Below are 24,374 nucleotides of genomic sequence, written 5' to 3'. Positions count from 1 at the left end.
TTAACAATATGTAATAAAATCACATAAATGACATAAATTTAACTCTTCGATTTAACACGAATTATCTGAGATGGTAAAGTTTAAGCACATAACATCTTAATGTTGTGCCATTCACGTGTGAGAGCACGTGAGTGACGAGGAGGCAACCATGAAAAAATTAATTACCATGACGGCATGCGCCTTATTATTAATGCCACTATCAGTTCAAGTCACACACGCGGATTCGCAATCCTACAACAATGTGACAAATCCAGATCAAATAAAAGTACCAACACAATTGAGCGATGATGAAATTCGAGCACAGTTAAGCGATGACTTTCTAACACTATATGAAATCGAACGCGATAATCAAATGAGTGGTAACGGTGCAGCAGATTTCACACTGCAAGAGTTTATTGCACTCGAACGCATTGCATTTTACGATGAAAACGAAATTTGGAATTCAACTGAAACAGTTAACGATTATACAGGCGTCTTTGTTGGACGTGATTTAAAAGGAATTGAATTGTTTTCAAATCTTTCTGAGTTTTCATTGATGCTTGTTGGACCACAAGCAAATTACAATTTTGAACCACTGCAAGCAATGACCTCACAAAATGTAAGCTTAACAATTGGTTATGAACCCAAGCTACTATCTGACCATGCAATGGCACCTCATTTTGTAACACAATCCTTCTTGTATGATGAAACGCTAGAACAGGATTTGGTATCATACTTGAACGCAATCAGTGATAACATAATCGAAGGAACGATTACCGATTTACACCTCGGGCATGGTATGAGTCATCTTCCGCGAATGTTTGATTATTCGTGGTTAAAGGGCTTCTTTAATAAAGGAGTCGGCGTAACAATGATGGAACAACGGGGTCCGTTAGCGCCGTACCTTGTTTCTTATACCATTCGCTACATTGAGGCCGATAATAAATATGCATTAGACTTTGAAATGGATAATCCGTATAAAGGCGTCGTGTTATCTGGAAATCAATACGAGACGGTTGATTATTTCCCCAATGTTTATACTCATGAAGCCGATTTGTTTGATACATTAATCGCGATTGATTCAGATGGAAATACATTTGATCTCAAAGCAGATGATGGTCAAGGAATTGATAAGCTAGCCAAGGTACAAGGAACCTTGATTCTTGATGACGTGAAAGATCAATACTACGATGAAGACGGATTACCTTACTCCAGTGGTCCTTACAACATTCTTCCGACACGAATTATGGGATTTGGAATGGATGAAGAGTATATGACGTTGGATGTGGATGGACAACAATCCTTTAGTTTTATCAATTCTGAAGTATCAATGCATATGGACCTACCGTTATACGTAGACTTTGAGAGCAATCCGAATAGCTATAATGTCGATACCAGCGACTTTACAGCACAATCACTTCATCAATTGGTACGTAATGGTGAACTCCTTGAGAAACCTAACGGTAACGAGGTACAGTCTGATTATGTTCTAGAAGGTTGGTATTTTAGTCCAACATTTGAAAGTCAAACCAAATGGGATTTTGACACAGATGTGGTGTCCCACAATGTAACCTATTTTGTCGCAGATGACGCCGATACACCCTATCCAGAAAGAACCCCCGCTACGCTGTATGCTAACTGGGTACCAATTGCCAATTATGCAACGGTTAAATTTGAGAGTAATGGCGGTAGTGCCGTTGAAAATCAATTAATTCTAAAACAAACAGTTGCTATCGAACCCAAAGCACCCACACAATCCGGATATGCATTCGCAGGTTGGTATGCAGATGAAGCCCTCACAACGCCATGGGATTTCACAACACCAATCACTGATGACACAACGCTGTATGCGAAGTGGGACAAAGTAGCCGTAAATTACACGGTATCATTTGAAAGTAATGGCGGTAGCGATATTGAGAGCCAGACGGTGTTAGAAAATACGGTAGCCTTAAAACCAACTGATCCAACACAATCCGGATATACATTCGCAGGTTGGTATGCAGATGAAGCCCTCACAACGCCATGGGATTTCACAACACCAATCACTGATGACACAACGCTGTATGCGAAGTGGGAATATAATGAGAGTGTAACACCGATTGACCCTGAAGACCCAGCGATTCCAGTAGAACCAACTCATCCTGTAGTGCCCGAAACTCTGGAAGCACAATTACCACAAACAGGTATGAATAACATGATGAACAAAGTGGGATTAACAATTCTAACTCTGGGCATTGGCTTGTCAGGAGTCGTTCTAATGAAACGAAAACGTCATCAACAATAATTAAATCGAGAGGGATGAAGGAACATCCCTCTTTTATATGACATTATTAAGTCTATTTCAGTCTGTGAGTCGTCTATTAAGTGTGGGGTGATTGTTTTGAATCAATTTGAAGAGAAGCTGCAACGTTTATTTTGTGCCGATAAACGTGAGTATATTATTCCTAAACGACAGAGTACGAATATTTGGAATAAGATTTTGTTGCTGTATTTGCAACAGGACACAAAGACAATCTCAGAGAAGTCACAACGAAAGAAATGATTCCGCTTCAGTACAGCGATTCATGCTCTGATTACCTTTTAAAATGTGGACTCCCAAGTACTATCGAGGTAAAAACAACGTTGTTTTCTAAAAACTGGATCAGGCACATTTAAAAACTATTCGAGATTTAAAGTTTACTCAGAACGTTGGTTCGAACACTGATTTTAGCCACCTCATTGCAAGGCGTCATTGAAAGACTTGCAGCCACACAAACAATATCAGCTGTTTTGATATAACGATACTTTCTCCATCCCCATTAAGATCAAACCCACGTGGTTCTGATTTGCAACAGGAAGTTATCGTACCGTATTTTGTATCACTACGGGTTTGTGCATAAAATCGACTTTGCAAAACACAGGTTATGCGCACCATGCCGATGTCTATCGAGCACATTAAAAAGGGATCCACATGTGCCAAGGTTATGAGATAACCATGATATGGGCACTGAAAAACACACTCAACGAGTGTGTTTTTTAAATCTAAAGGCGATGGCGTCGTCATGGTATAATGAAATAAATACATGTTAGGGGGAAATTATGGATTCATATATACAATATGTCGACGTCTTTTTGAAGTTAGTAATTGGAATTGCGTATGCCATTCTTGTCATGAAAGTGTCGGGGAAAGCTAATCTTGCACCAATGGGACCGCTTGATCAAATTCAAAATTACATTCTTGGGGGAATCATTGGTGGTGTGCTTTATAACCCTACAATTACGACACTTCAGTTTGTGGTGGTTATGACAATTTGGGCAATTTTATCCATCAGTTTAAATCTATTGCGAAAACATAATATTCTTGTAAAGCGACTTATTGACGGTGATATTATCAATGTCATTAAGAATGGTAAAATTACACGAAAGGGAGTAGAAAAAGCTCGCCTTCCAATCGCTGATTTGTATCTCAAACTTAGACTCCAAGGAATCCAAGATATTGCACATGTCGCTTCTGGACAAATAGAGCAAAACGGTTCGCTCGTAATCACCACGCATGAAAGCGAAACAAAATACCCAATACTTTTAGTTGTTGATAAAGTCATCTATAAAGATAATCTGGAGCGCACTGGGAAAAATACATCTTGGGTATACGAGTACATAAAAGAGCAAGGTTATACTTCATTGGATGATATTGCTGCGATTGAGTATTTTGATGGGAACTATCGAATTATTGAGTGGAACACCTAAATTCCAGGTTTCATTATAAGTGCTAAACGTTCAAGATCATAAGCGATTGAATAGCGAAGTGGATACGAAATCTCAGCATCTTGCGTGTAAACATTACCGTTTGATACTGTGAAAGCAACATCGTGCTTGTTAACGACTTCAAAGTCGTTTACGACATGATATCCATCTTCTTTTAGCCAAGCAACAGCACGTTCAAACCGGTGCATATCTGTGTTGGGTGCGAGTGGTTCAATAACAATATACTTCATAAAATCATCTCCTCTCATCCATACTTTAATGGATGGAACGCGTTTCATGTCAAGTTAAAACTGAAAATGTGGAATCCCTTCCACATGCAAAAATACGATACACTAAGACTAATGGAGGATTACAATGGCAAACATTTATGATATTGCGAAACATGCAAATGTTTCCCCAGCAACAGTTTCTCGAGCAATCAACAAGTCGGGATATGTATCGAAAGAAACCTATGCGATTATTATGAAATCGGTAGAGATTTTGGATTACCGAAAAAATATTCATGCTGTTCACCTTAGTACAGGTTCAACAAAAGTTATCGGAGTGATTATTCCTGATAATACCCACTGTTACGATACATTTGTGAAAGGCGTCCTTCAAGAGGCAATCAACAATGGTTATGAAATCTTACTGATGCCAACCTATTTTGATGCAACCATTGAGCTAGAGCATCTTAATAAACTAAAAGATAAGCGTGTTGATGGCATAATTCTCACATCACGTAGTAATGATATTGAGGTGCTTCAAGCGTTCAATGATGAAGGGTATCGCCTGATTGTTTGCGAGCGAGACCTTCCACAAGGAATTGCCTCCGTGTTTACGAAACGCTATGAAGTCTATCGAGAAATGTTTAAAACATTTCAAGCTAAGGGTAAGAATCGGATAGCGATTACCGTAGCTCGTGAGTCACAGTCACTTAAAGAATTAATGCGAGCCTTTCATGAATTTTATACACCTGAAAACATCGTTTATTATCGCAGTGATGCGCATCATTTCGACGATGGGAAAGCGTGTGCACTTGAGATGTTTCGATCGCAACAAGTACCGGATGCAATCTACACGCACAGTGATGATCATGCAGCAGGAATTATTACAGGAGCATTATCGTTAGGGTATCATGTCGGCAAAGATTACATAATTGTGGGTGAAGATAATTTAACGTTAAGCCAAGTCATGGACTTTTCCACAATTCAATTGAATCTTGATACCGTCGGTGCGACAGCGGTACAAGCATTGTTGAGTGGTGAAACACAATCTGAAGGCATCGAGGCAGAATTCATTCCCCGCAATATTTAAGAGAACCACGCCGAACTCACAAAATGAAAGCGTGTACATTTTCTTGTCATGTGATAAAATAAAGATAGGATAAATAGTTGTTGAAATAATCCACAGTTAGCAAAGGGGGACTAAATTATGGATGACTTCGAAAAACAATTATCACAGAATGAAGAAAAGGCCAAGCAAAAGAAACGTAACACGCGTATCGCGCTTGTCGTTGCTGGTGTTCTTATTGTTGGTATAGGTGTCTGGGCTCTGATGCGAAAGCCTAAACCTGTTGTTCCACCAATCATTGATCCACCAATTGTTGAGCCGCCGGTAGTTGATAATACCGATCCTGTGTATGCGTTCGAGAAACTGTTCGAGCCCATCGCATACAATCAGTTATTCTTCTTTGATCCATCAGGTGGGTCTGTGATTGAAGATAATGGTATGGTAAAAGCAATTGATAAACAAGGGAATGCAACCAATGTAGTTGAAACATCAAAAGTAAATATGTTCAACTACAAGTATGATAATGGTCAGCGTTACCCAACCTTTATACTTAAAGATTTAGAATCACAGTACACTGTAATGTTTAATGATGATGGAACACCACAGGTTCTTGAGGAACCGCTTTATGGTGGTGATTACTATGCAAGTACACAAATATACGCCGTTGAAGATGGTGTTTTGTACCAATACGAATATTCAGTTGACTCGTTGGTTGAAGGCGTAATTCGAACAGAAGTTAATGTTGACTACATTATAGAATATGGACGCTCGAACTTAATACCAATTCATCAAATTGTAGCAACTGAAGGCCAAGCATATCATGAAGACGGCCAAGCGGTTACTTTTGAGTCAATAACTGTCGGCGATAAAGTTGCGATAGCTTTATTACAGGTAGGAACACCTGTCGATATTTCTAAACTAGATTTCAAATATGACATTGTGACAACTCCACGTCATGATTTCCAAGCTGATAATAAAGCTATTGGCGTCATCGAAAATGGCAAGCTTGGATACATCAATACGCAAGGTGAAACAGTTATCGCAAGTGAAATTGATTTACCAAATGGTTATGAAATTGTAGAAAATCAAATTATGCGCTTTAACTGCGATTCAACACCGATCCGTAAGTTTACTTGCTTTGATGGGTTCCCAGAAATTGACGCACGATTTAAAAACTACCGCAAGATTGCGGAACCAGACGTGACACTTTCAACGAATCTGTCATTCCAAACACCATTTATGATTGTTGGGAAATCTGGTAAAACACACCTAATTGATAGAACGGGCAATGTTTCAAAACAAGGTTTCGATAAACTGTATTTACATGATAACTACATTCTAGAGTTCTCTGATACAACGTATACAGTTCATAAAGTTACCGTAAAATAGAGAAAAGGTATCCCTTTGGATACCTTTTTTTATGAATCTTTGAAGACTTTACGGATTAGATACATCAGAAATCCAACCACTGTTGCGAGTGCGCCAATAAGGAAGAGTAAATTTGAGGAAAATAAAGCGGGTTTGTCGGGTGCTTTAACGACAATCGATTCTGAGCGAACATTGGTTGGCGCGGTTTTGCTAGTGGAAGTTGATGCTTCAGGAACGTGAGCATAGAACTTTAATGCATCCTGTACGTTGTAGAAATCAAAAGGACCATAAGGAGCGCCGGCAGAAATGACCATATATGACTTTCCTTGAATTGATGCGGTTGAAGCTAACGCGGAACCCGCCAATTCGGTGTATCCCGATTTTGCACCCGTCAAAGGATTTTGGGGATCAACACGATTCGCAAATTCAAGGTTCTTATCGACCCAAGTATATCCTGATTCTTTGTAATTGGTTGGCGCAGAGTGATACTCAGATGCCGCAAATATTTTTTGAAATGTTGAATTTTTCAGGGCAGCTTCAAGCATGATTCGTAAATCATGTGCAGTTGTTAGATGATTCGGATGATCTAAGCCACTTGTGTTTTCGAAATGCGTATCCTTGAGACCCAATTCATGCGCTTTTTGATTCATCAAGCGTACGAACGCTGCCTCACTGCCACTAATGTAATCAGCAATTGCTCGAGTTGCATCGGCACCTGACGGAAGCATGATGCCATACAAAATATCGATTATTCTAACTGTTTCTCCAGCATCAAACCCTGCGACAGAAGCATCCATCCGGACTAAATCATTAAAGATTTCATGGGTCATCGTATATGTATCTTGTAGTTGTGATTCATCCATCATTTCTAATGCAACATACGTTGTCATAATTTTGGTCATAGATGCGGGATGAAAAGGCTGGTCTGCATTTAACTGTTCTAAGATAGCACCACTTTCTCGCTCAACAAGTAAATAGGTCGTCGAATAATAATTTTGGGATGCATAGACATCTGTTTTCATTTGGAAAAAGACTGCAATAATCAATAAGACAAAACTTAATTTTTTCATAATTGTCACCTCATGCAAGGATGATACCGAAGACTTGTAACCAAAATGTATCCAGCCAGAAAAGACACATGCTATACTAAAACAAAAGGAGCGCTTATGAAGATACTTGTAATTGAAGATGACCCACATATACGTACAATGGTTGTTCAAACGTTAACAGAACAAGGCTATGAAACGGATGGTGCATATGATGGACAGATGGGGGCCGATGCCATCGAGCTTAATGCGTATAACCTAATTATTCTTGACGTGATGCTTCCAATTCATACTGGCTACGATCTCATGCCTATGATTAAAGACTATAATATTCCGGTTTTAATGTTGACAGCATTGGATTCCATCCAAGATAAAATAGCAGCTTATGACCTTGGCGTTGAGGATTACTTGACGAAACCATTTGAGACTCCTGAATTACTCGCACGGGTAAAAGTAATCCTTCGTCGTTATCATAAAGAAGCAGAGCAAATGCAATATTATCATCTCAATATTGATACGTTGGCCAGCACTGTAACAATCGCAGGTGAGGTAATATCACTGACGCCAATGGAATACCGCTTGCTCCTATTTTTAATTGAGAATACTGGAATTGCGCTCTCGCGCGACTATCTGTTAGAGCAGATTTGGGGTGGTGAACATACCGAAACACGAACCCTCGATTTACATATTCAACGGCTGCGTAAAAAACTACAACTCGAAAGGAATATTCGAACGATTTTTAAGTTTGGCTATATACTGGATAAAAGCGTATGAAACCTTATCTTAAAATATTCACAATATTACTGGCGACTTTTGTGACGTTCATTTGTGGTATTGGCCTGGCATGGTTTACAATCGCATCGCAAAGTTTGATGCAACAAGCACAAGAACGTGCTCTCGAGGAACATAAATCTTTGGCATATATAACGACACAACGAATCTCTGACATCGAAAAAGATGCATCTCGAGAACCACTGGAAAACGACCTGCGTCAAACGCTTCAAAGTGAATATGTCATTGGTTCAACTTCGGGTGCGATTTTGCTCAAATCAAAGGACTACGAAGCCTTTGGACATTTAGAGATTATGAATAATGTTCGCTATGATGCGGTATGGGTCAAAACCTACTCGTCATCAGACGAGACAGTGCTTGTAACGCAAGAGTTTATCGAAACAGCATTCAGTCCATTAATAATTAGTTTACGATATGACTTGACCAGCACGATTCAAATTATTGAGACCCTCTTTTTAAATGCTGTCAGTGTTATGGTTTTCGCAGCCATAGGCTCAGCTCTCATATCATGGCTCCTCGCGCGCTATGTCGTCAAACCGACAGAATCGCTAACCCAAGCGATGGCCGAAGTACGCGCAGGTAACCTCGAGACAACGGTACGTGTCGATGCGATAGATAGTGATCGGGTTGCGGCAGTAGCTCATCAATTTAATATTATGATGGCGAGTGTGAATCAACAACTCTCAAGTTTGCATGATACGAATGCCTCACAACAAGAATTCATTAATTATCTGTCTCATGAAATCAAAACACCACTCACCAGTATATTGGGGAATACCAACCGTTTACTATCGCAAAATAAAGACCCAGAAGTAGAAGCAACGCTCGTAGCAATCTACCAGGAAGCATATCGACTAAAATCATTATCAGTGTCACTTCTTAAACTGTATAGCCAAAGTACGGAAGTACTCTCATATGTGACACAGGATACACAGTGGCTATCTGAGTTAATCACCGGTATTGCCGAACCGACCCATCAAGCACTTTCGATTAACCTTGAACCGTCTACACTTGATATTGACGAAGGCCTATTCCATATCGCGATTCTCAATGTGATGACAAATGCGATTGAAGCAACGATGGACCGTTCGATACCGATACATATTTGGGGAATAGATACACCAACGCACTACACGTTACATATTACAAATTCAATCACGCCGATGCGTTCATTCGCATCAAAATCTGAAAACTTTGGAATGGGTTTAGCATTGACAGAAAAAATTATGCACCTTCATAACGGATCACTTACATCCCATCACACAGAAACGCATTATGAAGTGGTACTTACACTGCCACATCGAGGTTACTATGAAACAGTATAGACATTACGTAATCATGCTTTTACTCTTACTTACGCTTTTCGCATTGAGTATTGGTATTCTCAATGAAATTCGACATAAAACAATCGTTGTTGATGAAATTATTACCCGAGTGGAGTGAGCATGTTGCTTGCATGAAATACCGTGGGTGGTATATTTAAAGTCAATGAGGTGACCTATGATACGAAACTACATTACCAACAATAAATACAAATTTTTTGGATTTTTTACTTTCTTTTTACTCGTAAATGTAATTATTGACAATTTAAATACGAGCTATGGTGAAATGCAGTCGCTATATTCACTTGGGCTTGTCATAACTAATATCATCCTAAACATCGTTATGGCAGGTATATCTGCTTACTTAATGATGATTAGTAGTTTGCAATTCAGCATCATCGGTAAAGAGAGTAAAAGTCAAAATTTCAGTTTTGTGTCGATAATTTTTGGCATCTTGACCTATGGCTGTACTCCTTGCGTGATTGCTTTCTTTGCATCTTTTGGTGTTGCATTTTCAGTTTATGCCTTGCCACTTGCGAATTTACCTTATAAAATAATATCATTAGGAATTCTTGCACTGGGTATTTGGTTTACACATCGTGAACTTCATAAAACATGTAAGATTGGGTAAGGTATGAATAAAGATTTAGTTGCTTTTACAGGTGCATATTTCGCAAAGTATATGGATCAACACCAAGATGTTTCAAAAGTGTTTGATAAAACGTATACGACATTTACAGATGCAATTGAGTTTGGGTCGCGGACGTACCGCAATGATTACACATTTTACATTCATGTGGAGATCGTGAACGAAGGGAACGAGATTGTCATGCTGATCCATGATTTCGGTGGTACTGCAGCATACTTTGAGAGCGATGGTTTTTTCGAACTGTTAGTATCTTATTTTAGAGTCCTTAAGAAAATAAGAAACGTGAGCACTGTTCGCTTTACTCAGAACACTGACCATTATTATAGATATGATTTACTTGAAACATTACGCTAATCGGCTTCGGCCGATTTTTTTATTACGATTTTGAATGTGAAAGTTGCTTAACAATTGGTTTGGCTTACAAACTATTGATTGTGAAGAAATCCCCACTGTTCACAGACAAATTCATACTTCGAAATGTAAAACTTTACATTGCCAATATGTAAAACTTTACAATTTGTGATGAAAATGTTTGCAATGGGCTTGCGTTATGTGATAAACTCGAGAAAACCAGTGAAGAGAAGGAGAACAAATATGAAATATCGCAAAAAATTATCGATCATTATGATCGCAGCATTCGCATTATTTTTAACTGCATGTTCAAGTGGATCAAGCCAAGGGGCAAAGGATTCACTGATCATCGCATCTAGTGCTGATGCCGTAACATTTGACATCCAGAATACCAATGACCAAGCAACAACACGAATTGCGCGTCAAATCTATGAAACACTGATTAAACAAAATGAAAAACTTGAGTTAGAGCCAGGACTTGCTGAGTCATGGACAGTCATTGATGATACAACTTATGAGTTTAAACTTCGAAAAGACGTTAAATTCCACAATGGGGAAGCATTTACAGCGAAAGATGTTGCATATACCATGAACCGTGCAGCTGCATCTGAGCAAATTGGACACATTGTCGGTGCCGTTGATCCTGCGAAAGTAAAAGTAATTGATGACCACACGATCCAAATTGGTACGAAAGAACCGTTTGGGCCATTCCTGACACACCTTGCCCACCCAGCAACAGCTATCATGAATGAAAAAGCAGTTACAGATGGTGGTCAAGATTATGGAACACAACCTGTGGGTACAGGACCATACAAATTCACGAACTGGACAGCAGGTAGTGAAGTTAATGTGGAACGCTTTGCCGATTACTGGGGGGAAAAAGGCTTAGCAGAAACCATTACATTTAAAGTTATCAAAGAGAACTCTGTTCGACTCATCGCTTTAGAGAATGGTGAAATTGATATTGCATTTGATGTTGCACCATCAGATATTGCAAAAGTTGAAGAAAATAAAGAGTTAGCACTTTACCGTGACCTTAACTTATCAACAGGATATGTTGGTTTCAACACTCAAAGTAAAACACCAGTCAATGACGTTCGCGTCCGTCAAGCTATTAACTATGCTATAGATGTTGATGCAATCGTTAAAACGGTATATCAAGGTGTTGGTAAAGCCGCACAAGGACCTTTAAACCCACTTGTATTTGGTGCAAATTCAGAATTAGAACCGTACAACTATGATGTAGATAAAGCAAAAGCATTACTTGCTGAAGCTGGATATGCAGATGGTGGATTTACATTGAAACTTTTAGTTGGTGATAACAATGCTGAGCGTATTAAGATTGCGGAAGTTGTCAAAGAAGAACTTTCAAAACTTGGTATTACTGTTGAAATTAGCCAATTAGAATGGGGAGCATACTTAGATGCAACTGGAAAAGGCGAAGGTGATATGTATATCTTAGGATGGACAACTGTCACAACCGATGCTGATTACGGTCTGTATCCATTGTTCCACACATCACAATTTGGTAAAGCTGGAAACCGAGCATTCTATAGTAATCCTAAGGTTGACCAATTATTAGATGATGGTAAAACAACAATTGATCCAGCAGCTCGTGAAGCACTTTATAAAGAAGCACAAGTCATCATTCGTGATGAAGCACCTTGGATTTTCATTCAAGATGGTGAAAACGTCACTGCAACACGTAAAAATGTTCAAGGATTTAAACACCATCCAACAGGTTCATTCTTCTTGAGCCAAGTTAAAGTTGGAGAGTAATTAACACTGAGTGGGGCGACAATCTCCCCACTCTTTTTTTAAAAGAAAGGATGAGTACAATGTACAAATATGTTCTAAAAAGACTTCTGTGGGTCATTCCAATTCTCTTGGGTGTATCATTGATTGTCTTCGCAATCATGCATTATTCACCAGGAGATCCCGCAACCTTAATACTCGGTGAATCTGCAACACCTCAGGCAATTGCTCAATTAAGAAGTGAAATGGGGTTGGATCAGCCCTTCCTCATCCAATATTTCAAATATATTGGAAATGCGTTCTTAAAGTTTGATTTGGGCCGCTCATTTGTCAATAACCGTCCCGTTTTCACTGAAATTATGACGCGTTTTCCAAATACAATGAAACTTGCTGGATATAGTATTTTACTAGCTGCTGCGGTTGGGATCCCATTGGGAGTTCTTGCAGCCCGTAAACCTTATTCAGCTGTGGATAATGGAACAATGTTTGTATCACTTTTGGGTGTGTCGATGCCAACATTTTGGCAAGGACTACTCCTCATCATTGTCTTTTCGTTACAACTAAAATGGTTCCCGTCAACCGGTTTCGAAACCTGGCAGCAAATGGTCCTACCAGTTATTACCCTTGCATCGAGTTCAATTGGATCGATTGCCCGAATTACCCGTTCAAGTATGCTTGATGTGATGGGGCAAGATTTTATTCGTACGGCTCATGCTAAAGGGGTATCTCAACGAGGTGTCATTTATGTCCATACACTACGAAATGCATTACTCCCTGTTGTAACCGTGATTGGATTACAGTTTGGAGCATTACTTGGTGGAGCAGTGTTAACAGAGACCGTATTTAGTATTAATGGTCTTGGAACATTGATGGTTAATGCAATTCGTCAACGTGATCTAATCGTCGTTCAAGGTGGTGTCCTCTTTATTGCCTTTATCTTTACAATTGTGAACTTGAGTGTTGATATTCTTTATGGCTATATTGATCCACGAATTCGTTCACAATACAAATAGAAGGGAGATCCAATATGTTTAAACGTAATAAAAATCAAGACATCGTGGTTGCTCCTGAAGGATCATTTCGCGATATATGGCGTGCATTAATCAAGAATAAACGCGCAGTTATCGGCTTAATCTTTATTGTTGTTCTTGTCTTTGTTGCTATTTTTGCAGACAAAATTGCACCCTTTGGGATGACAGAACAAAACTTATCAAATGCACTTCAACATCCTAACAAAACGCATTTGTTAGGGACTGATGCACTTGGACGAGATGTCCTTAGTCGTATTCTATACGGAGCCCGTGTATCGGTCACCATCGGAATCTCTGCTGTTATTATTTCATTATTCTTCGGTGGTATTTTTGGATTACTTGCAGGTTATTACGGCGGTAAAGTCGATACAGTGATTATGCGCTTTACAGATGTCCTGCTTTCAATTCCATCGATACTACTCGCAATTGCGATTGTTGCCTCGTTTGGTCCGAGTTTGATGAATTTAATTTTAGCAATTGGTATTGGAGGAATTCCGAGTTATACCCGTATCGTCCGATCAGCGGTTATGTCTGTTCGTGAGAAACAATTCATTGAAGCGGCTCATGCGATTGGCTTATCCAATACATCAATCATGATAAAACACATTGTACCAAACGTTTTATCACCGGTTATTGTTCAAGCAACCATGGGTGTTGCTTCCGCAATTTTATCGGCAGCTGGACTTGGATTCATAGGTTTAGGAATCGAAGCATCTGTTGCCGAATGGGGTACCATGTTAAGTTTAGGACGCGAACATATTCGTACACATACTTATCTTACAGTGTATCCTGGACTTGCAATCATGCTAACTATTTTAGCCTTTAATTTATTGGGCGATGGGATACGTGATGCAATTGATCCAAAGATGCGTGATTAGGAGGATTCAAGATGACAACACGACAATTATTTAAAATACAAAACTTACAAAAGTACTACCCTGTCAAAAAATCCAGTGTCTTCCAACGTCACCAAGAGTATGTGAAGGCAAATAAAAATATTTCCTTGGAAATATTTGAAGGTGAAACGTTGGGAATTGTTGGCGAATCAGGGTGTGGGAAATCGACGTTTGGTCGCACACTGATTCAACTTCAGGAACAAACAGGTGGAACAACCATGTTTTATGGCGATACCATCGAAAATCTTATGCCTTCCTACGTCAAGGAAACCTATGATTCAATACCGAAAATATCAGGCTCATATGACAAAGATTTTGCAGAGTTAAAAGCTTTGGAAGTGCAACAAAACGATGAAGCAAGTATCGATATGTACCGTCTTAAGGAAATCGACTTTAATAAGAAGTACGGCAATGTTCTGAAGCTAGCAGGTGGCTTGCTAGTGCATGCTGATCTTAACTTTGTGAGGCAGTTATTGATTAAACGATACAGCGCAGGTTCAAAGTTAGCACAGATTCATCAAGATTTATATATGACACAGGCTCGCTTGAAAATCGTCGGAACCGATGCAAAATTAGAAGCTAATGAAAAACGTCTTCAAGTTCAATTTGATGCTGAAACACAAGTTTTTGAGGCAATCGAAGCTGAAGTTGAAGCTGTGAAAGAAACGTTACGTCATCATGAGCGTTTTGCATACTTTGAATCATTTTTAGATCATGGTATTGACTTAACGTCGTTATCAACGAAAGAGTTACGCGGGTTACGTCATAATATCCAAATCATCTTCCAAGATCCTTACTCATCGTTAAATCCGCGCTTTACAGTCGGAGATATTATCGGTGAAGGGGTGATTACACATGGTGTCTTCGAAAGCAAAAAAAGTGAAGGTTACATCGAATACATTGAAGATGTCATGGAAAAATGTGGCCTCAGCAAATCATTTCGAAATCGTTATCCACACCAATTTTCAGGGGGACAACGACAACGAATTGGAATTGCCCGTGCGGTTGCACTTAAACCTAAATTCATTGTTTGTGATGAAGCGGTTAGTGCATTGGATGTCTCGATTCAATCACAGATCATTAACTTACTTCAGGAGTTAAAAGAGAAAGAAAATTTAACGTATTTATTCATTACTCACGACTTGGGTGTGGTCCGTTATATTAGTGACCGAATCGGAGTTATGTATTTTGGGAACCTTGTGGAGTTGGCGCCTGCAGATGAAATTTTCACCAATCCACAGCATCCGTATACAAAACGTCTCTTAGATGCAATCCCACGCTTAAATGCCGATGAGGCATTGTATGAATCCCGTGAAGATACACGATTTGAATTCTTATTTGATGAAACTGGCGAAGCTGATAAAGATTGGTTTGAAGTATCACCAGGCCACTTTGTCGCATGTCATTTGAAAGAAAGAGGTGAAGCAGCTTGAGTAGCATTTTAGAAGTTAATAACTTGCACACATACTTTACAACCCGTCACGGACTTGTAAAGGCTGTCAATGGTGTTTCATTCAAAGTTGAAGCTGGAAAAACATTGGGAATTGTGGGGGAATCCGGAAGTGGTAAGAGCCAAACTGCGATGTCAATTCTCCAATTGTTTACAGCCAATCAAAAAATTCACGAAGGTACCATAACCTTTGAAGATAAAGCCATCTCGACGATGCCGGAAAAAGAACTCCAACAGATCAGAGGGAATGAAATATCGATGATATTTCAAGAACCGATGACCAGTTTGAATCCTGTTTTTACGGTTGAACGTCAAATTAATGAAGTACTTATCCTCCATCAAGGACTATCAAAAAAAGAAGCGTCGCAGAAATCACTTGAGATGTTGGAAGCTGTCAAGATTCCGAATGCCAAACGCATCTTGAAGTCTTATCCCCACCAACTTTCAGGAGGAATGAGCCAACGTGTTATGATTGCGATGGCCCTTGCATGTAATCCCAAATTATTAATTGCGGATGAACCGACAACTGCATTGGACGTAATTATTCAAGCAGAAATTTTGAAACTGATGAATGATTTGAAACGTGACTTTAAAACATCCATTATGTTTATTACCCATGACTTGGGTGTCATTAGCCAAATGGCGGATGATATCATTGTTATGCACGGGGGAAAGATTGTGGAAGCAGCACCGATTGCGGCTCTCTTCGATAAACCAACCCATCCATATACGAAACGCTTAATTGCGGCATTCTTAAAAACAGATATCGCGGGGAAAAAACATGAACGTCATTCCCTTGACTATTTCTCAGGCGAAACAGATGTGTTTGATTTTAGAGCTTTTAGAGAAGGAGATATCGATCCGGATTGGTATGAAATTGACCCCGGACATTTCGTAGCAGTAACACTTAAATAGTTTATATTTTTCAAGCCTGTACGATGAAGAAGGAACATTGTACAGGCTTTTTATGTGGCGTATCATTTAATACCGTCTTAATACCGTATGTGGTATGTTTGGGTTGAGGTGATACAGATGAAACGTGGAAGTCTAAAAATATTTCTTGGTTATGCCGCAGGTGTTGGTAAAACATATGCGATGTTGGAGGCAGCCCATGCTTTAAAAGAAAATGGGCATGATGTCGTTGCAGGTTACATTGAGCCACACCAGCGTCCCGAAACATCAGCACAAATTAAAAACCTTGAGATGATCGAACCGCAAATAGTGTATCGACAAAACTTAGCATTACAAGAGTTTAATCTTGAAGCTGCATTAGTGCGTCATCCAGAGTATATTCTGATTGATGAGTTGGCGCACACAAATGCTCCAGGGGTTCGTCATCATAAACGATATCAAGATATCGAAGAACTTTTGCATAATGGCATTAATGTGTACACTACGGTTAATATTCAGCACATTGAAAGTCTGAACGATGTCGTTGAAGTTATTACCGGTATCGTTGTTAATGAACGTGTTCCAGATCGAATTTTTGATGAGGCCGAAACAATCGCATTAATTGACATTGCCCCTCGTGATCTTATGGACCGTTTACACGCGGGAAAAATATACCAAACTGAGCAAGCCAAACGTGCATTGGACAATTTTTTTACAGAGGAAAACCTTGTGGCTTTACGTGAAATTGCGTTGCGTAAAGCAGCTGATCAGATTAATCAAAACAGTTATAAGACTTCTCCATACTTTACGAAAGAACATATCCTGGTGTGCCTTTCGGCATCTCCTACGAATGAGAAAGTTATCCGGACTGCAGCGCGAATGGCAGATGCTTTTCACGCAACGTTTACAGCAGTATATGTTGAAGATGAAACCGACGAAATCGATGATGTTTCACGTCAACAGCTCAAGGCCAACATACGTTTGGCGGAAGAGCTAAATGCTCAAGTATCGCTCTTATATGGTGATGATATTGCACTACAGCTTTCAGAGTATGCCAAAATTAGTAATGTATCTAAAATCGTGATTGGCCGCAGTATTCGTAAACGCAGTATCTTTAAAGGACAAAGTATTATTGATCAACTGTCAGAATTTGCGCCAATGATTGACATCTATGTGATTCCTGATCAAGCGTCTTCTTATTACCACCGTCGGTCAAGTATTATCCAAAAAGAATATTTTCAATGGAAAGATGGGTTTGTTGCATTTGGCATCATCGTTCTTGCAACCGCTATGGGTGCTATTTTTGCAGAACAAGGATTCAGTGAATCCAATATTATTGTTGTGTATTTACTAGGGGTGCTCTTCATCTCTATTTTGACGCGGGGTCGTATTTGGTCATCACTAGCATCGGTGGTATCGGTGTTAGTTTTCAACTATTTCTTTACGCAACCACAGTTTTCCTTGCAAGCTTATGATACGGGCTACCCCTTCACCTTTTTGTTTATGTTTATCGCTGCTTTTGTTACAAGCACACTCACGACAAAACTTAAACAGAAAGATATTCAATCCGCTAAGAAAGCCTATCGTACGGATATTTTGCTAGAGACAAGCTTGCGATTACAAAGTGCGTCCAACCGCAGTGAAATCATTGATGCTCTTGGTCACCAAGTGAAGAAACTACTTAACACATCTGTCATCATTTACACTTTGGAAGAAGAACAACTTATTCCAACGGTGTATAGTGATTTGAATTCAGATTATATTCATGATGTGCTCTTAACGCAACAAGAACGTGCCATTGCACAATGGGTATATGAGAATAATAAACGCGCAGGTGCCCAGACTAATACGTTGTCCAATGCAAAAATGACATATCTTGCAATTCGCTCTGTCGACAAAGTTGTCGCTGTTCTTGGTTTTGAGAATCACGAAGAAGGGATGGATCCTTTTGAGAAGAATCTACTTGTATCGTTGATTAATGAAGGGGGTCTTGCTTTAGAGAAAGCTTCGCTCGATGAAGATCAAAATCAGAATGCGTTATTGATTGAACAGGAAAAACTGCGCTCTACAATACTTCGGACGATTTCTCATGACTTACGCACGCCGCTCACTACGATACTGGGAAATATGGATTTGCTCCAACAATCGTCCTTAGATGCAGTTAAAACGCATGCGATTTATGATGATGTCCGAAATGATGCCTTGTGGTTGATTGATTTGGTCGAGAATATTTTAGCAATGACGAAGATTGACCAGGACCACGTGATGTTACATTTGGAGGGAGAAATTCTCGAAGATTTAATTGATGAAAGTGTCCAGCGTGTTCGTACGAAAGCAAAAAACCATGCCATTGAAATTGTGGATTCAGATGTCCTCGCAACTGTTAATGTCGATTCGAAACTCATGATTCAAGTGTTCACAAATATATTGGATAATGCTTTAAAATATACGCCAGATGGTACTTCTATTAAGATAACGACAGAAGTTGTCGATCGTGAATGGGTAGCAGTTCATTTTGAAGATCAGGGCCCAGGGATAGTTGATAAATCGCGGCTTTTTGAGATGTTTTACACGCAAAATCAGGACAGTCGCCGTGGTATGGGTCTTGGTCTCTTCTTAGTAAATGAGATCATTCAAGCCCATAAGGGACGAATTACAGTTCAGGATGTTATGCCCCATGGTGCATGCTTTAGTGTTATGTTAAGGAGGTTTGAAGTCGATGAAACCACAACTATTAATGATTGAAGATGATCCTGTAATACAAAATTTGATGCGGAATACCCTCATCCAAGATGGGTATGCTGTGACCGTAGCGAAAAGTGCTCGCTTAGGTATGAAGTTGTTCCATGAAGCGGTGTTTGATTGCGTGATTCTTGACTTAGGACTCCCGGACAAAGATGGGGTTTGGGTCGTTACGCAAATACGTAACAGTTCGGATATACCCATTATTATTGTGAGTGCACGAGCTGAGGTAAAAGATAAAATTGAAGCGTTGGATGCGGGTGCTGATGATTACATAACGAAACCGTTTCAAGCGGATGAGTTGATGGTTCGAATTCGGGTTTTGCAACGGCGAATGCGTCGTCATGAAGATGAAACCAACATCTATACTAACCGCAATCTTGTAGTTGATAATGATGCGAAAACGGTGAGTGTTTCAGGTCAAGATGTTCACGTAACGCCAACCGAATACAAGTTACTGTTGCTCATGGTTGAAAATATGGGGAAAGTGATTACATATCAAAAAATACTTCGCGAAGTATGGGGAATGTATTCCGACAACATTCCTGCACTCCGTGTTTTTGTAACGACACTTCGTAAAAAAATAGAACAGTATGATCCTGAAACTCGATACCTTCAAACCCATGTAGGGGTCGGATATCGCATGATAAAGTATGAAAAATAAGACCGAAAGTTACGGTCTTTTTTTATGTCAAATTATTAATGTCACCTTAATACCCCTGATGCTAGAATTGGGATACTCAAGAAACGGAGGATTTTCGATGATCTTACTGAGTATTGTAATTATTGCTATTTTTGCATATCTCATTTATGCATTAATTCATCCAGAAAAATTCTAAGGGGAATGGTTATGACCTATACATTATCGTTTTTTATCGTAGCGGCTGCAGGAATTTATTTAAGTGGTCGTTATTTATACACTATTATGAACAATACATCACATCGTGGAAACGTGGTGTTTTCTAAAATTGAAGCGCCACTCCTCTTGTTAAGTGATGGGACCAAGGAGAATATGTCATGGAAGGCATACTTTTGGTCATTGATTAAAGTAAATTTAATTGCTGTTGTGCTTGGTGGTCTTATTTTATGGATAACATCGAACATGAGTTTGACCCAAGTCATTCATACACTATCCAGTTTTATTACGAACACCAACTTACAACATTACACTCCAGAAACAAGTTTGACGTTACTTGGCCAAATGTTTGTCATTATAGTCATGATGTTTCTCTCAAGTGCCTCGGGCATTGCGGTAGGATTTGCGTTTATTCGTGGATTATCCGGACAACCCTTTGGAAATTTCTATAAAGACATGACGCGAGTTCTAATTCGTTATTTAATTCCGGTTGCTTTTGGTCTGGGGTTATTGTTGGTTTGGCAAGGGGTACCACAAACCCTGATTGCAAGCCAAACAGTCCATACAATAAATGGCCAAACTCAAACATTGTATCTTGGTCCAGTGGCTGCATTTGAAGCCATCAAGCATTTGGGAACCAATGGAGGTGGTTTCTTTGCCGCTGGTTCAGCTGTACCGTTTGAGAACCCAACCCTCATCAGCAATCTCATCAATATGGTAACGATGACATTGGTTCCAGGTGGCATGTTATTAGCTTTTGGTTTTAATGTCCGTAAACAACACGGTAAAAAAGGTTGGCTTGAAAGCACACCGATTTTGATTGCATCATTTGTATTCTTCATGCTCGCATTTGTCCTGTTGGTCTATGCTGAGTATCGCGGTAATCCATTGTTTGCGCACTTAGGGTTAGACAGTACCATGAATTTCGAAGGTAAAGAAATGCGTTTTGGAATTGTGCAGTCAGCGCTCTTCACAACTGTATCATCAGCATTTACAACAGGTTCAGTAAATAGTATGTTGGACTCCATGACTCCGTTAGGTGGAATGGTACCAATGGTTCTCATGATGCTTAATGTAGTGTTTGGAGGGTCTGGTGTTGGTCTCATGAATGTGATGATGTATGTGTTCCTAACGGTCTTTATGTGTGGTTTGATGATTGGTCGATCGCCGTCTTATCTTGGTAAAAAAATTGAGAGTCAAGAGATGAAACGTGTTGCGATGGTCATTGTGATTCATCCCTTACTGATTCTCGGGTTTACTGCACTTGCAGTGATGCTTATGCAAGGTTCGAGTACACACCATAGCTTGTCACAAGCCTTGTATGAATTTACATCTGCTGCTGCGAACAATGGATCTGGTTTCGAAGGCTTGGCTGACAATACTGTCTTTTGGAATCTATCGACAAGTTTCGTCATGCTTGTTGGCCGTTATGTCACGATGTACTTGCAGTTAAGTATTGCAGGGCTTATGTTGAAAAAACAAAGTATGAGTGAATCGATTGGAACACTAAACACGAATACACCCCTGTTCACGATTGCATTAATTGTAATTATTGTCTTAATTTCTGCACTTACATTCTTCCCAGCTCTTATTTTAGGACCCATCGCCGAAGCGGTTAGTATGGGATTATAGAGGTATCATATGAATAAAAATATAATCAAACGAGGAATCCTGGATAGTTTTAAAAAATTGGATGTTCGCTACATGATTAAAAACCCAGTTATGTTTGTGGTTGAGATTGGTTTCTTTTTAAGTGTTATTTTAACGGTTGCACCGACAGCGTTTGGCGATCCAGACGCATCGATGCAAACAATTAATGCGATTGTTGCGTTTATATTACTGTTGACATTGCTATTTGCCAACTTTGCGGAATCGTTGGCTGAAGGACGTGGAAAAGCACAAGCTAACACGCTTCGTCAAACGAAGAAAGATATGATGGCAAATCGCATTATGTCTGACGGATCAATTGAGCAAGTTGCTGCAGCGATGTTGCAACGAGGTGATCGTGTCCGTGTCGTTGCTGGTGAAACGATACCGAATGACGGTGAAGTGATTGAAGGTGTAGCAACGGTAGATGAATCTGCAATTACCGGAGAATCTGCACCTGTCGTAAAGGAACCAGGCGGTGATTTTTGCTCTGTGACTGGAGGGACAACGGTTACAAGTGATGCCTTGATTATTGAAATTACGTCAGAACCAGGAGCATCATTTCTCGATAAAATGATTGCGATGGTTGAGGGTGCATCTCGAAAGAAAACACCGAATGAGATTGCATTAAGTACACTTTTGGTTTCTCTGACACTTATCTTTGTGATTGTGATTGTGAGCTTGAAGCCATTAGCAATGTATGTAGGTATCACCATTCCTACGTCAATTCTTATTGCTTTGAGTGTCTGTCTTATTCCAACGACGATTGGTGGGCTGTTGTCTGCAATTGGTATTGCCGGAATGGATCGTGTGACACGCTTTAATGTCATCGCAATGTCAGGCAAAGCGGTTGAAGCTTCGGGTGATGTTGATGTCATGATTTTGGACAAAACCGGAACAATTACCTATGGAAATCGGATGGCACATGAGTTTTTACCTGTGGCAGGTGTTTCCGCTAAGACACTTGCTGAATATGCGATGATTGCATCAATGGATGATAATACGCCTGAAGGAAAATCGATAGTTGCACTTGCTTCTGCACAAGGTATTCACAATGATTCGACTTTACGTGAAGGTGCTACATTTCAAGAATTTACGGCCCAAACTCGTATGAGTGGTTATGAGCGGGATGATCTTACAGTCATGAAAGGAGCAGCAGATGCAATTAAAACGTATGCTCTCAACCGTGGTCAAACAATACCTCAAGATTTAGATGAACACGTTAACGCTATCTCAAAACTTGGCGGTACGCCTTTAGTAGTTATTAAAAATAATGAAATTCTGGGTGTCGTCTATCTCAAAGATACAATTAAAGAAGGGCTTGTCGAACGGTTTGCACGTTTAAGAGCCATGGGTATAAAGACTATTATGTGTACTGGTGATAATCCATTAACGGCAGCAACAATTGCTCAAGAAGCAGGTGTAGATGGTTTTCTCGCAGAATGTAAACCGGAAGACAAAATTGATGTGATCAAGCAAGAACAAGCACAAGGCAAAGTAGTTGCGATGATGGGTGATGGCACCAATGATGCGCCAGCACTTGCCCAAGCTGATGTTGGAATCGCTATGAATAGCGGTACGATTGCAGCGAAAGAAGCAGCGAACATGGTTGATTTAGATTCTGATCCTACCAAAATTTTAGATATTGTTGAGATCGGGAAACAACTACTCATGACGCGTGGTGCTTTAACTACGTTTAGTATTGCGAATGATATTGCCAAATACTTCGCGGTTTTACCAGCTCTTTTTGTGGCCTCAGTGCCAGCGTTGGAAGTCTTAAATATCATGCATTTAAACTCAGCGACTTCCGCAATTCTTAGTGCTCTCATTTTCAATGCTTTAATTATTCCAGCATTAGTACCTATTGCGATGAAAGGTGTAAAGTACCGACCAACGAGTTCAGATGCTTTACTCACACGAAACCTTATAGTCTTTGGATTAGGCGGCATCATTACACCTTTTGTTGCCATTAAACTTATTGACGTAATTATTGCACCCATACTCTTAATAATGGGAATCTAGGAGGGTTGTATGAAAAAAATAATAAAAAATTGGATCTTTGTCATCGTACTTACACTCATGTGTGGGGGTATCTTTCCCTTAGCACTTACTGGTGTTGCGCAACTTACAATGTCGCATCAAGCGAATGGTAGTCTTATGTATGAGGATGGTGTCATTGTCGGATCAGAATTAGTTGGGCAGAATTTTGAAGAATCAACGTATTTTTGGGGACGACCATCCCGCGTCTTCTACAATATGCAGGGCAATGATTTTGGGTCGGGATCGAATAACTACAGTGTTACCGATTCGGAACTGAAAGAGCGCATTGAAACGCGTCTGGTAGCTTTATCACCAGAAAAATTGGTGCCGACGGATTTGGTCACAGAATCGGGATCTGGATTAGATCCACATATTAGTTATGAGGCTGCACGCTTTCAAGTAACTCGGGTGAGCGCGGCAACGGGTTTATCAGAAACGGATCTTCTTGAATTAATCGATACACATACGGATAATCACAAGCTTACGCATGTACTGGCGCTCAATCGGGCTCTATACGAACTGCAAAAATAATAAACATGGTAC

General features: G+C 39.8%; 22 protein-coding genes. 20 read left to right on the top strand and 2 right to left on the bottom strand.

Annotated features, from left to right (window positions below; translation table 11 throughout):
• Window positions 1–148: 148 nt before the first annotated feature.
• Window positions 149–2,263, top strand: coding sequence for an InlB B-repeat-containing protein (locus GVV19_RS01145; protein ID WP_159644922.1), 2,115 nt, complete (start codon window positions 149–151; stop codon window positions 2,261–2,263).
• A gap of 794 nt (window positions 2,264–3,057) precedes the next feature.
• On the top strand, window positions 3,058–3,705 hold the full coding sequence (locus tag GVV19_RS01140) for a DUF421 domain-containing protein (RefSeq protein WP_159644920.1): 648 nt from the start codon (window positions 3,058–3,060) through the stop codon (window positions 3,703–3,705).
• Here GVV19_RS01140 and GVV19_RS01135 read toward each other — a convergent pair.
• Window positions 3,702–3,953, bottom strand: a complete 252-nt coding sequence (locus GVV19_RS01135; RefSeq protein WP_159644918.1) for a hypothetical protein — start codon at window positions 3,951–3,953, stop codon at window positions 3,702–3,704. The genes GVV19_RS01140 and GVV19_RS01135 overlap by 4 nt on opposite strands.
• A gap of 124 nt (window positions 3,954–4,077) precedes the next feature.
• Between GVV19_RS01135 and GVV19_RS01130 the strand changes: the two genes are divergently transcribed.
• Window positions 4,078–5,019: a LacI family DNA-binding transcriptional regulator gene (locus GVV19_RS01130; RefSeq protein WP_159639361.1), complete on the top strand. Its 942-nt coding sequence runs from the start codon at window positions 4,078–4,080 to the stop codon at window positions 5,017–5,019.
• 117 nt (window positions 5,020–5,136) lie between these two features.
• The gene (locus tag GVV19_RS01125) at window positions 5,137–6,384 is read left to right on the top strand and encodes a hypothetical protein (protein WP_159644916.1); all 1,248 of its coding nucleotides are present in this window, start codon (window positions 5,137–5,139) and stop codon (window positions 6,382–6,384) included.
• A gap of 29 nt (window positions 6,385–6,413) precedes the next feature.
• On the opposite strand, the gene GVV19_RS01120 is transcribed toward GVV19_RS01125, so the two are convergent.
• On the bottom strand, window positions 6,414–7,433 hold the full coding sequence (locus GVV19_RS01120; protein WP_159644914.1) for a D-alanyl-D-alanine carboxypeptidase family protein: 1,020 nt from the start codon (window positions 7,431–7,433) through the stop codon (window positions 6,414–6,416).
• Window positions 7,434–7,529: 96 nt separating this feature from the next.
• Here GVV19_RS01120 and GVV19_RS01115 point away from each other — a divergent pair, with 96 nt between their 5' ends.
• The 16 genes from GVV19_RS01115 to GVV19_RS01045 all read left to right on the top strand — a co-directional run bounded on the left by GVV19_RS01115 (window position 7,530) and on the right by GVV19_RS01045 (window position 24,362).
• Window positions 7,530–8,183, top strand: a complete 654-nt coding sequence (locus GVV19_RS01115) for a response regulator transcription factor (RefSeq protein WP_159644912.1) — start codon at window positions 7,530–7,532, stop codon at window positions 8,181–8,183.
• The gene (locus GVV19_RS01110) at window positions 8,180–9,526 is read left to right on the top strand and encodes a sensor histidine kinase (protein ID WP_159644909.1); all 1,347 of its coding nucleotides are present in this window, start codon (window positions 8,180–8,182) and stop codon (window positions 9,524–9,526) included. The genes GVV19_RS01115 and GVV19_RS01110 overlap by 4 nt, the downstream gene beginning before the upstream one ends.
• On the top strand, window positions 9,513–9,644 hold the full coding sequence (locus GVV19_RS10840) for a hypothetical protein (protein WP_255466684.1): 132 nt from the start codon (window positions 9,513–9,515) through the stop codon (window positions 9,642–9,644). The genes GVV19_RS01110 and GVV19_RS10840 overlap by 14 nt, the downstream gene beginning before the upstream one ends.
• A 57-nt stretch (window positions 9,645–9,701) precedes the next feature.
• Complete coding sequence (locus GVV19_RS01105; RefSeq protein ID WP_159644907.1) at window positions 9,702–10,154, top strand: hypothetical protein; 453 nt, start codon at window positions 9,702–9,704, stop codon at window positions 10,152–10,154.
• 3 nt (window positions 10,155–10,157) lie between these two features.
• Window positions 10,158–10,526, top strand: coding sequence for a hypothetical protein (locus GVV19_RS01100; protein WP_159644905.1), 369 nt, complete (start codon window positions 10,158–10,160; stop codon window positions 10,524–10,526).
• A gap of 240 nt (window positions 10,527–10,766) precedes the next feature.
• Window positions 10,767–12,302 (top strand): glutathione ABC transporter substrate-binding protein, encoded by a 1,536-nt coding sequence (locus GVV19_RS01095; protein ID WP_159644903.1) that lies wholly within the window; start codon window positions 10,767–10,769, stop codon window positions 12,300–12,302.
• A gap of 59 nt (window positions 12,303–12,361) precedes the next feature.
• The gene (locus GVV19_RS01090) at window positions 12,362–13,291 is read left to right on the top strand and encodes an ABC transporter permease (RefSeq protein WP_159634096.1); all 930 of its coding nucleotides are present in this window, start codon (window positions 12,362–12,364) and stop codon (window positions 13,289–13,291) included.
• Between the two features lie 14 nt (window positions 13,292–13,305).
• A complete protein-coding gene (locus tag GVV19_RS01085) occupies window positions 13,306–14,187 on the top strand; it encodes an ABC transporter permease (RefSeq protein ID WP_159639352.1) in 882 nt (293 codons plus the stop codon).
• A gap of 11 nt (window positions 14,188–14,198) precedes the next feature.
• Window positions 14,199–15,638 carry an ATP-binding cassette domain-containing protein gene (locus GVV19_RS10880; protein WP_159644900.1) on the top strand — a complete coding sequence of 480 codons (1,440 nt, stop codon included), beginning with the start codon at window positions 14,199–14,201 and terminating at the stop codon, window positions 15,636–15,638.
• The gene (locus tag GVV19_RS01075) at window positions 15,635–16,570 is read left to right on the top strand and encodes an ABC transporter ATP-binding protein (protein ID WP_159639350.1); all 936 of its coding nucleotides are present in this window, start codon (window positions 15,635–15,637) and stop codon (window positions 16,568–16,570) included. The genes GVV19_RS10880 and GVV19_RS01075 overlap by 4 nt, the downstream gene beginning before the upstream one ends.
• 117 nt (window positions 16,571–16,687) lie before the next feature.
• Entirely contained in the window at window positions 16,688–19,291 is a 2,604-nt protein-coding gene (locus tag GVV19_RS01070; RefSeq protein ID WP_201288175.1) for a sensor histidine kinase, read from the top strand.
• A complete protein-coding gene (locus tag GVV19_RS01065) occupies window positions 19,266–19,952 on the top strand; it encodes a response regulator transcription factor (RefSeq protein ID WP_159639348.1) in 687 nt (228 codons plus the stop codon). Before GVV19_RS01070 ends, GVV19_RS01065 begins: the two co-directional genes overlap by 26 nt.
• Window positions 19,942–20,127: a K(+)-transporting ATPase subunit F gene (gene kdpF / locus GVV19_RS10920; RefSeq protein WP_201288174.1), complete on the top strand. Its 186-nt coding sequence runs from the start codon at window positions 19,942–19,944 to the stop codon at window positions 20,125–20,127. The genes GVV19_RS01065 and kdpF overlap by 11 nt, the downstream gene beginning before the upstream one ends.
• A gap of 11 nt (window positions 20,128–20,138) precedes the next feature.
• On the top strand, window positions 20,139–21,776 hold the full coding sequence (gene kdpA, locus GVV19_RS01055; protein ID WP_159644896.1) for a potassium-transporting ATPase subunit KdpA: 1,638 nt from the start codon (window positions 20,139–20,141) through the stop codon (window positions 21,774–21,776).
• A 9-nt stretch (window positions 21,777–21,785) separates the two neighbouring features.
• On the top strand, window positions 21,786–23,813 hold the full coding sequence (gene kdpB, locus GVV19_RS01050; protein WP_159644894.1) for a potassium-transporting ATPase subunit KdpB: 2,028 nt from the start codon (window positions 21,786–21,788) through the stop codon (window positions 23,811–23,813).
• A 9-nt stretch (window positions 23,814–23,822) separates the two neighbouring features.
• On the top strand, window positions 23,823–24,362 hold the full coding sequence (locus tag GVV19_RS01045; RefSeq protein WP_159644892.1) for a potassium-transporting ATPase subunit C: 540 nt from the start codon (window positions 23,823–23,825) through the stop codon (window positions 24,360–24,362).
• The last annotated feature ends 12 nt before the right edge of the window (window positions 24,363–24,374 follow it).

Origin of the sequence: Erysipelothrix anatis (genome assembly GCF_009828745.1) — a bacterium.
Taxonomy (GTDB): Bacteria; Bacillota_I; Bacilli_A; order Erysipelotrichales; family Erysipelotrichaceae; genus Erysipelothrix; species Erysipelothrix anatis.
The sequence above is the reverse complement of the archived record's forward strand: the minus strand, read 5'-3'. Positions and strand labels throughout refer to the sequence as shown.

Bases quoted from the DNA above. Each gene is read 5' to 3' on its own strand.
- GVV19_RS01145 (WP_159644922.1), top strand. From the start codon at position 149: ATGAAAAAATTAATTACCATGACGGCATGCGCCTTATTATTAATGCCA.
- GVV19_RS01140 (WP_159644920.1), top strand. From the start codon at position 3,058: ATGGATTCATATATACAATATGTCGACGTCTTTTTGAAGTTAGTAATT.
- GVV19_RS01135 (WP_159644918.1), bottom strand. From the start codon at position 3,953: ATGAAGTATATTGTTATTGAACCACTCGCACCCAACACAGATATGCAC.
- GVV19_RS01130 (WP_159639361.1), top strand. From the start codon at position 4,078: ATGGCAAACATTTATGATATTGCGAAACATGCAAATGTTTCCCCAGCA.
- GVV19_RS01125 (WP_159644916.1), top strand. From the start codon at position 5,137: ATGGATGACTTCGAAAAACAATTATCACAGAATGAAGAAAAGGCCAAG.
- GVV19_RS01120 (WP_159644914.1), bottom strand. From the start codon at position 7,433: ATGAAAAAATTAAGTTTTGTCTTATTGATTATTGCAGTCTTTTTCCAA.
- GVV19_RS01115 (WP_159644912.1), top strand. From the start codon at position 7,530: ATGAAGATACTTGTAATTGAAGATGACCCACATATACGTACAATGGTT.
- GVV19_RS01110 (WP_159644909.1), top strand. From the start codon at position 8,180: ATGAAACCTTATCTTAAAATATTCACAATATTACTGGCGACTTTTGTG.
- GVV19_RS10840 (WP_255466684.1), top strand. From the start codon at position 9,513: ATGAAACAGTATAGACATTACGTAATCATGCTTTTACTCTTACTTACG.
- GVV19_RS01105 (WP_159644907.1), top strand. From the start codon at position 9,702: ATGATACGAAACTACATTACCAACAATAAATACAAATTTTTTGGATTT.
- GVV19_RS01100 (WP_159644905.1), top strand. From the start codon at position 10,158: ATGAATAAAGATTTAGTTGCTTTTACAGGTGCATATTTCGCAAAGTAT.
- GVV19_RS01095 (WP_159644903.1), top strand. From the start codon at position 10,767: ATGAAATATCGCAAAAAATTATCGATCATTATGATCGCAGCATTCGCA.
- GVV19_RS01090 (WP_159634096.1), top strand. From the start codon at position 12,362: ATGTACAAATATGTTCTAAAAAGACTTCTGTGGGTCATTCCAATTCTC.
- GVV19_RS01085 (WP_159639352.1), top strand. From the start codon at position 13,306: ATGTTTAAACGTAATAAAAATCAAGACATCGTGGTTGCTCCTGAAGGA.
- GVV19_RS10880 (WP_159644900.1), top strand. From the start codon at position 14,199: ATGACAACACGACAATTATTTAAAATACAAAACTTACAAAAGTACTAC.
- GVV19_RS01070 (WP_201288175.1), top strand. From the start codon at position 16,688: ATGAAACGTGGAAGTCTAAAAATATTTCTTGGTTATGCCGCAGGTGTT.
- GVV19_RS01065 (WP_159639348.1), top strand. From the start codon at position 19,266: ATGAAACCACAACTATTAATGATTGAAGATGATCCTGTAATACAAAAT.
- kdpF (WP_201288174.1), top strand. From the start codon at position 19,942: ATGAAAAATAAGACCGAAAGTTACGGTCTTTTTTTATGTCAAATTATT.
- kdpA (WP_159644896.1), top strand. From the start codon at position 20,139: ATGACCTATACATTATCGTTTTTTATCGTAGCGGCTGCAGGAATTTAT.
- kdpB (WP_159644894.1), top strand. From the start codon at position 21,786: ATGAATAAAAATATAATCAAACGAGGAATCCTGGATAGTTTTAAAAAA.
- GVV19_RS01045 (WP_159644892.1), top strand. From the start codon at position 23,823: ATGAAAAAAATAATAAAAAATTGGATCTTTGTCATCGTACTTACACTC.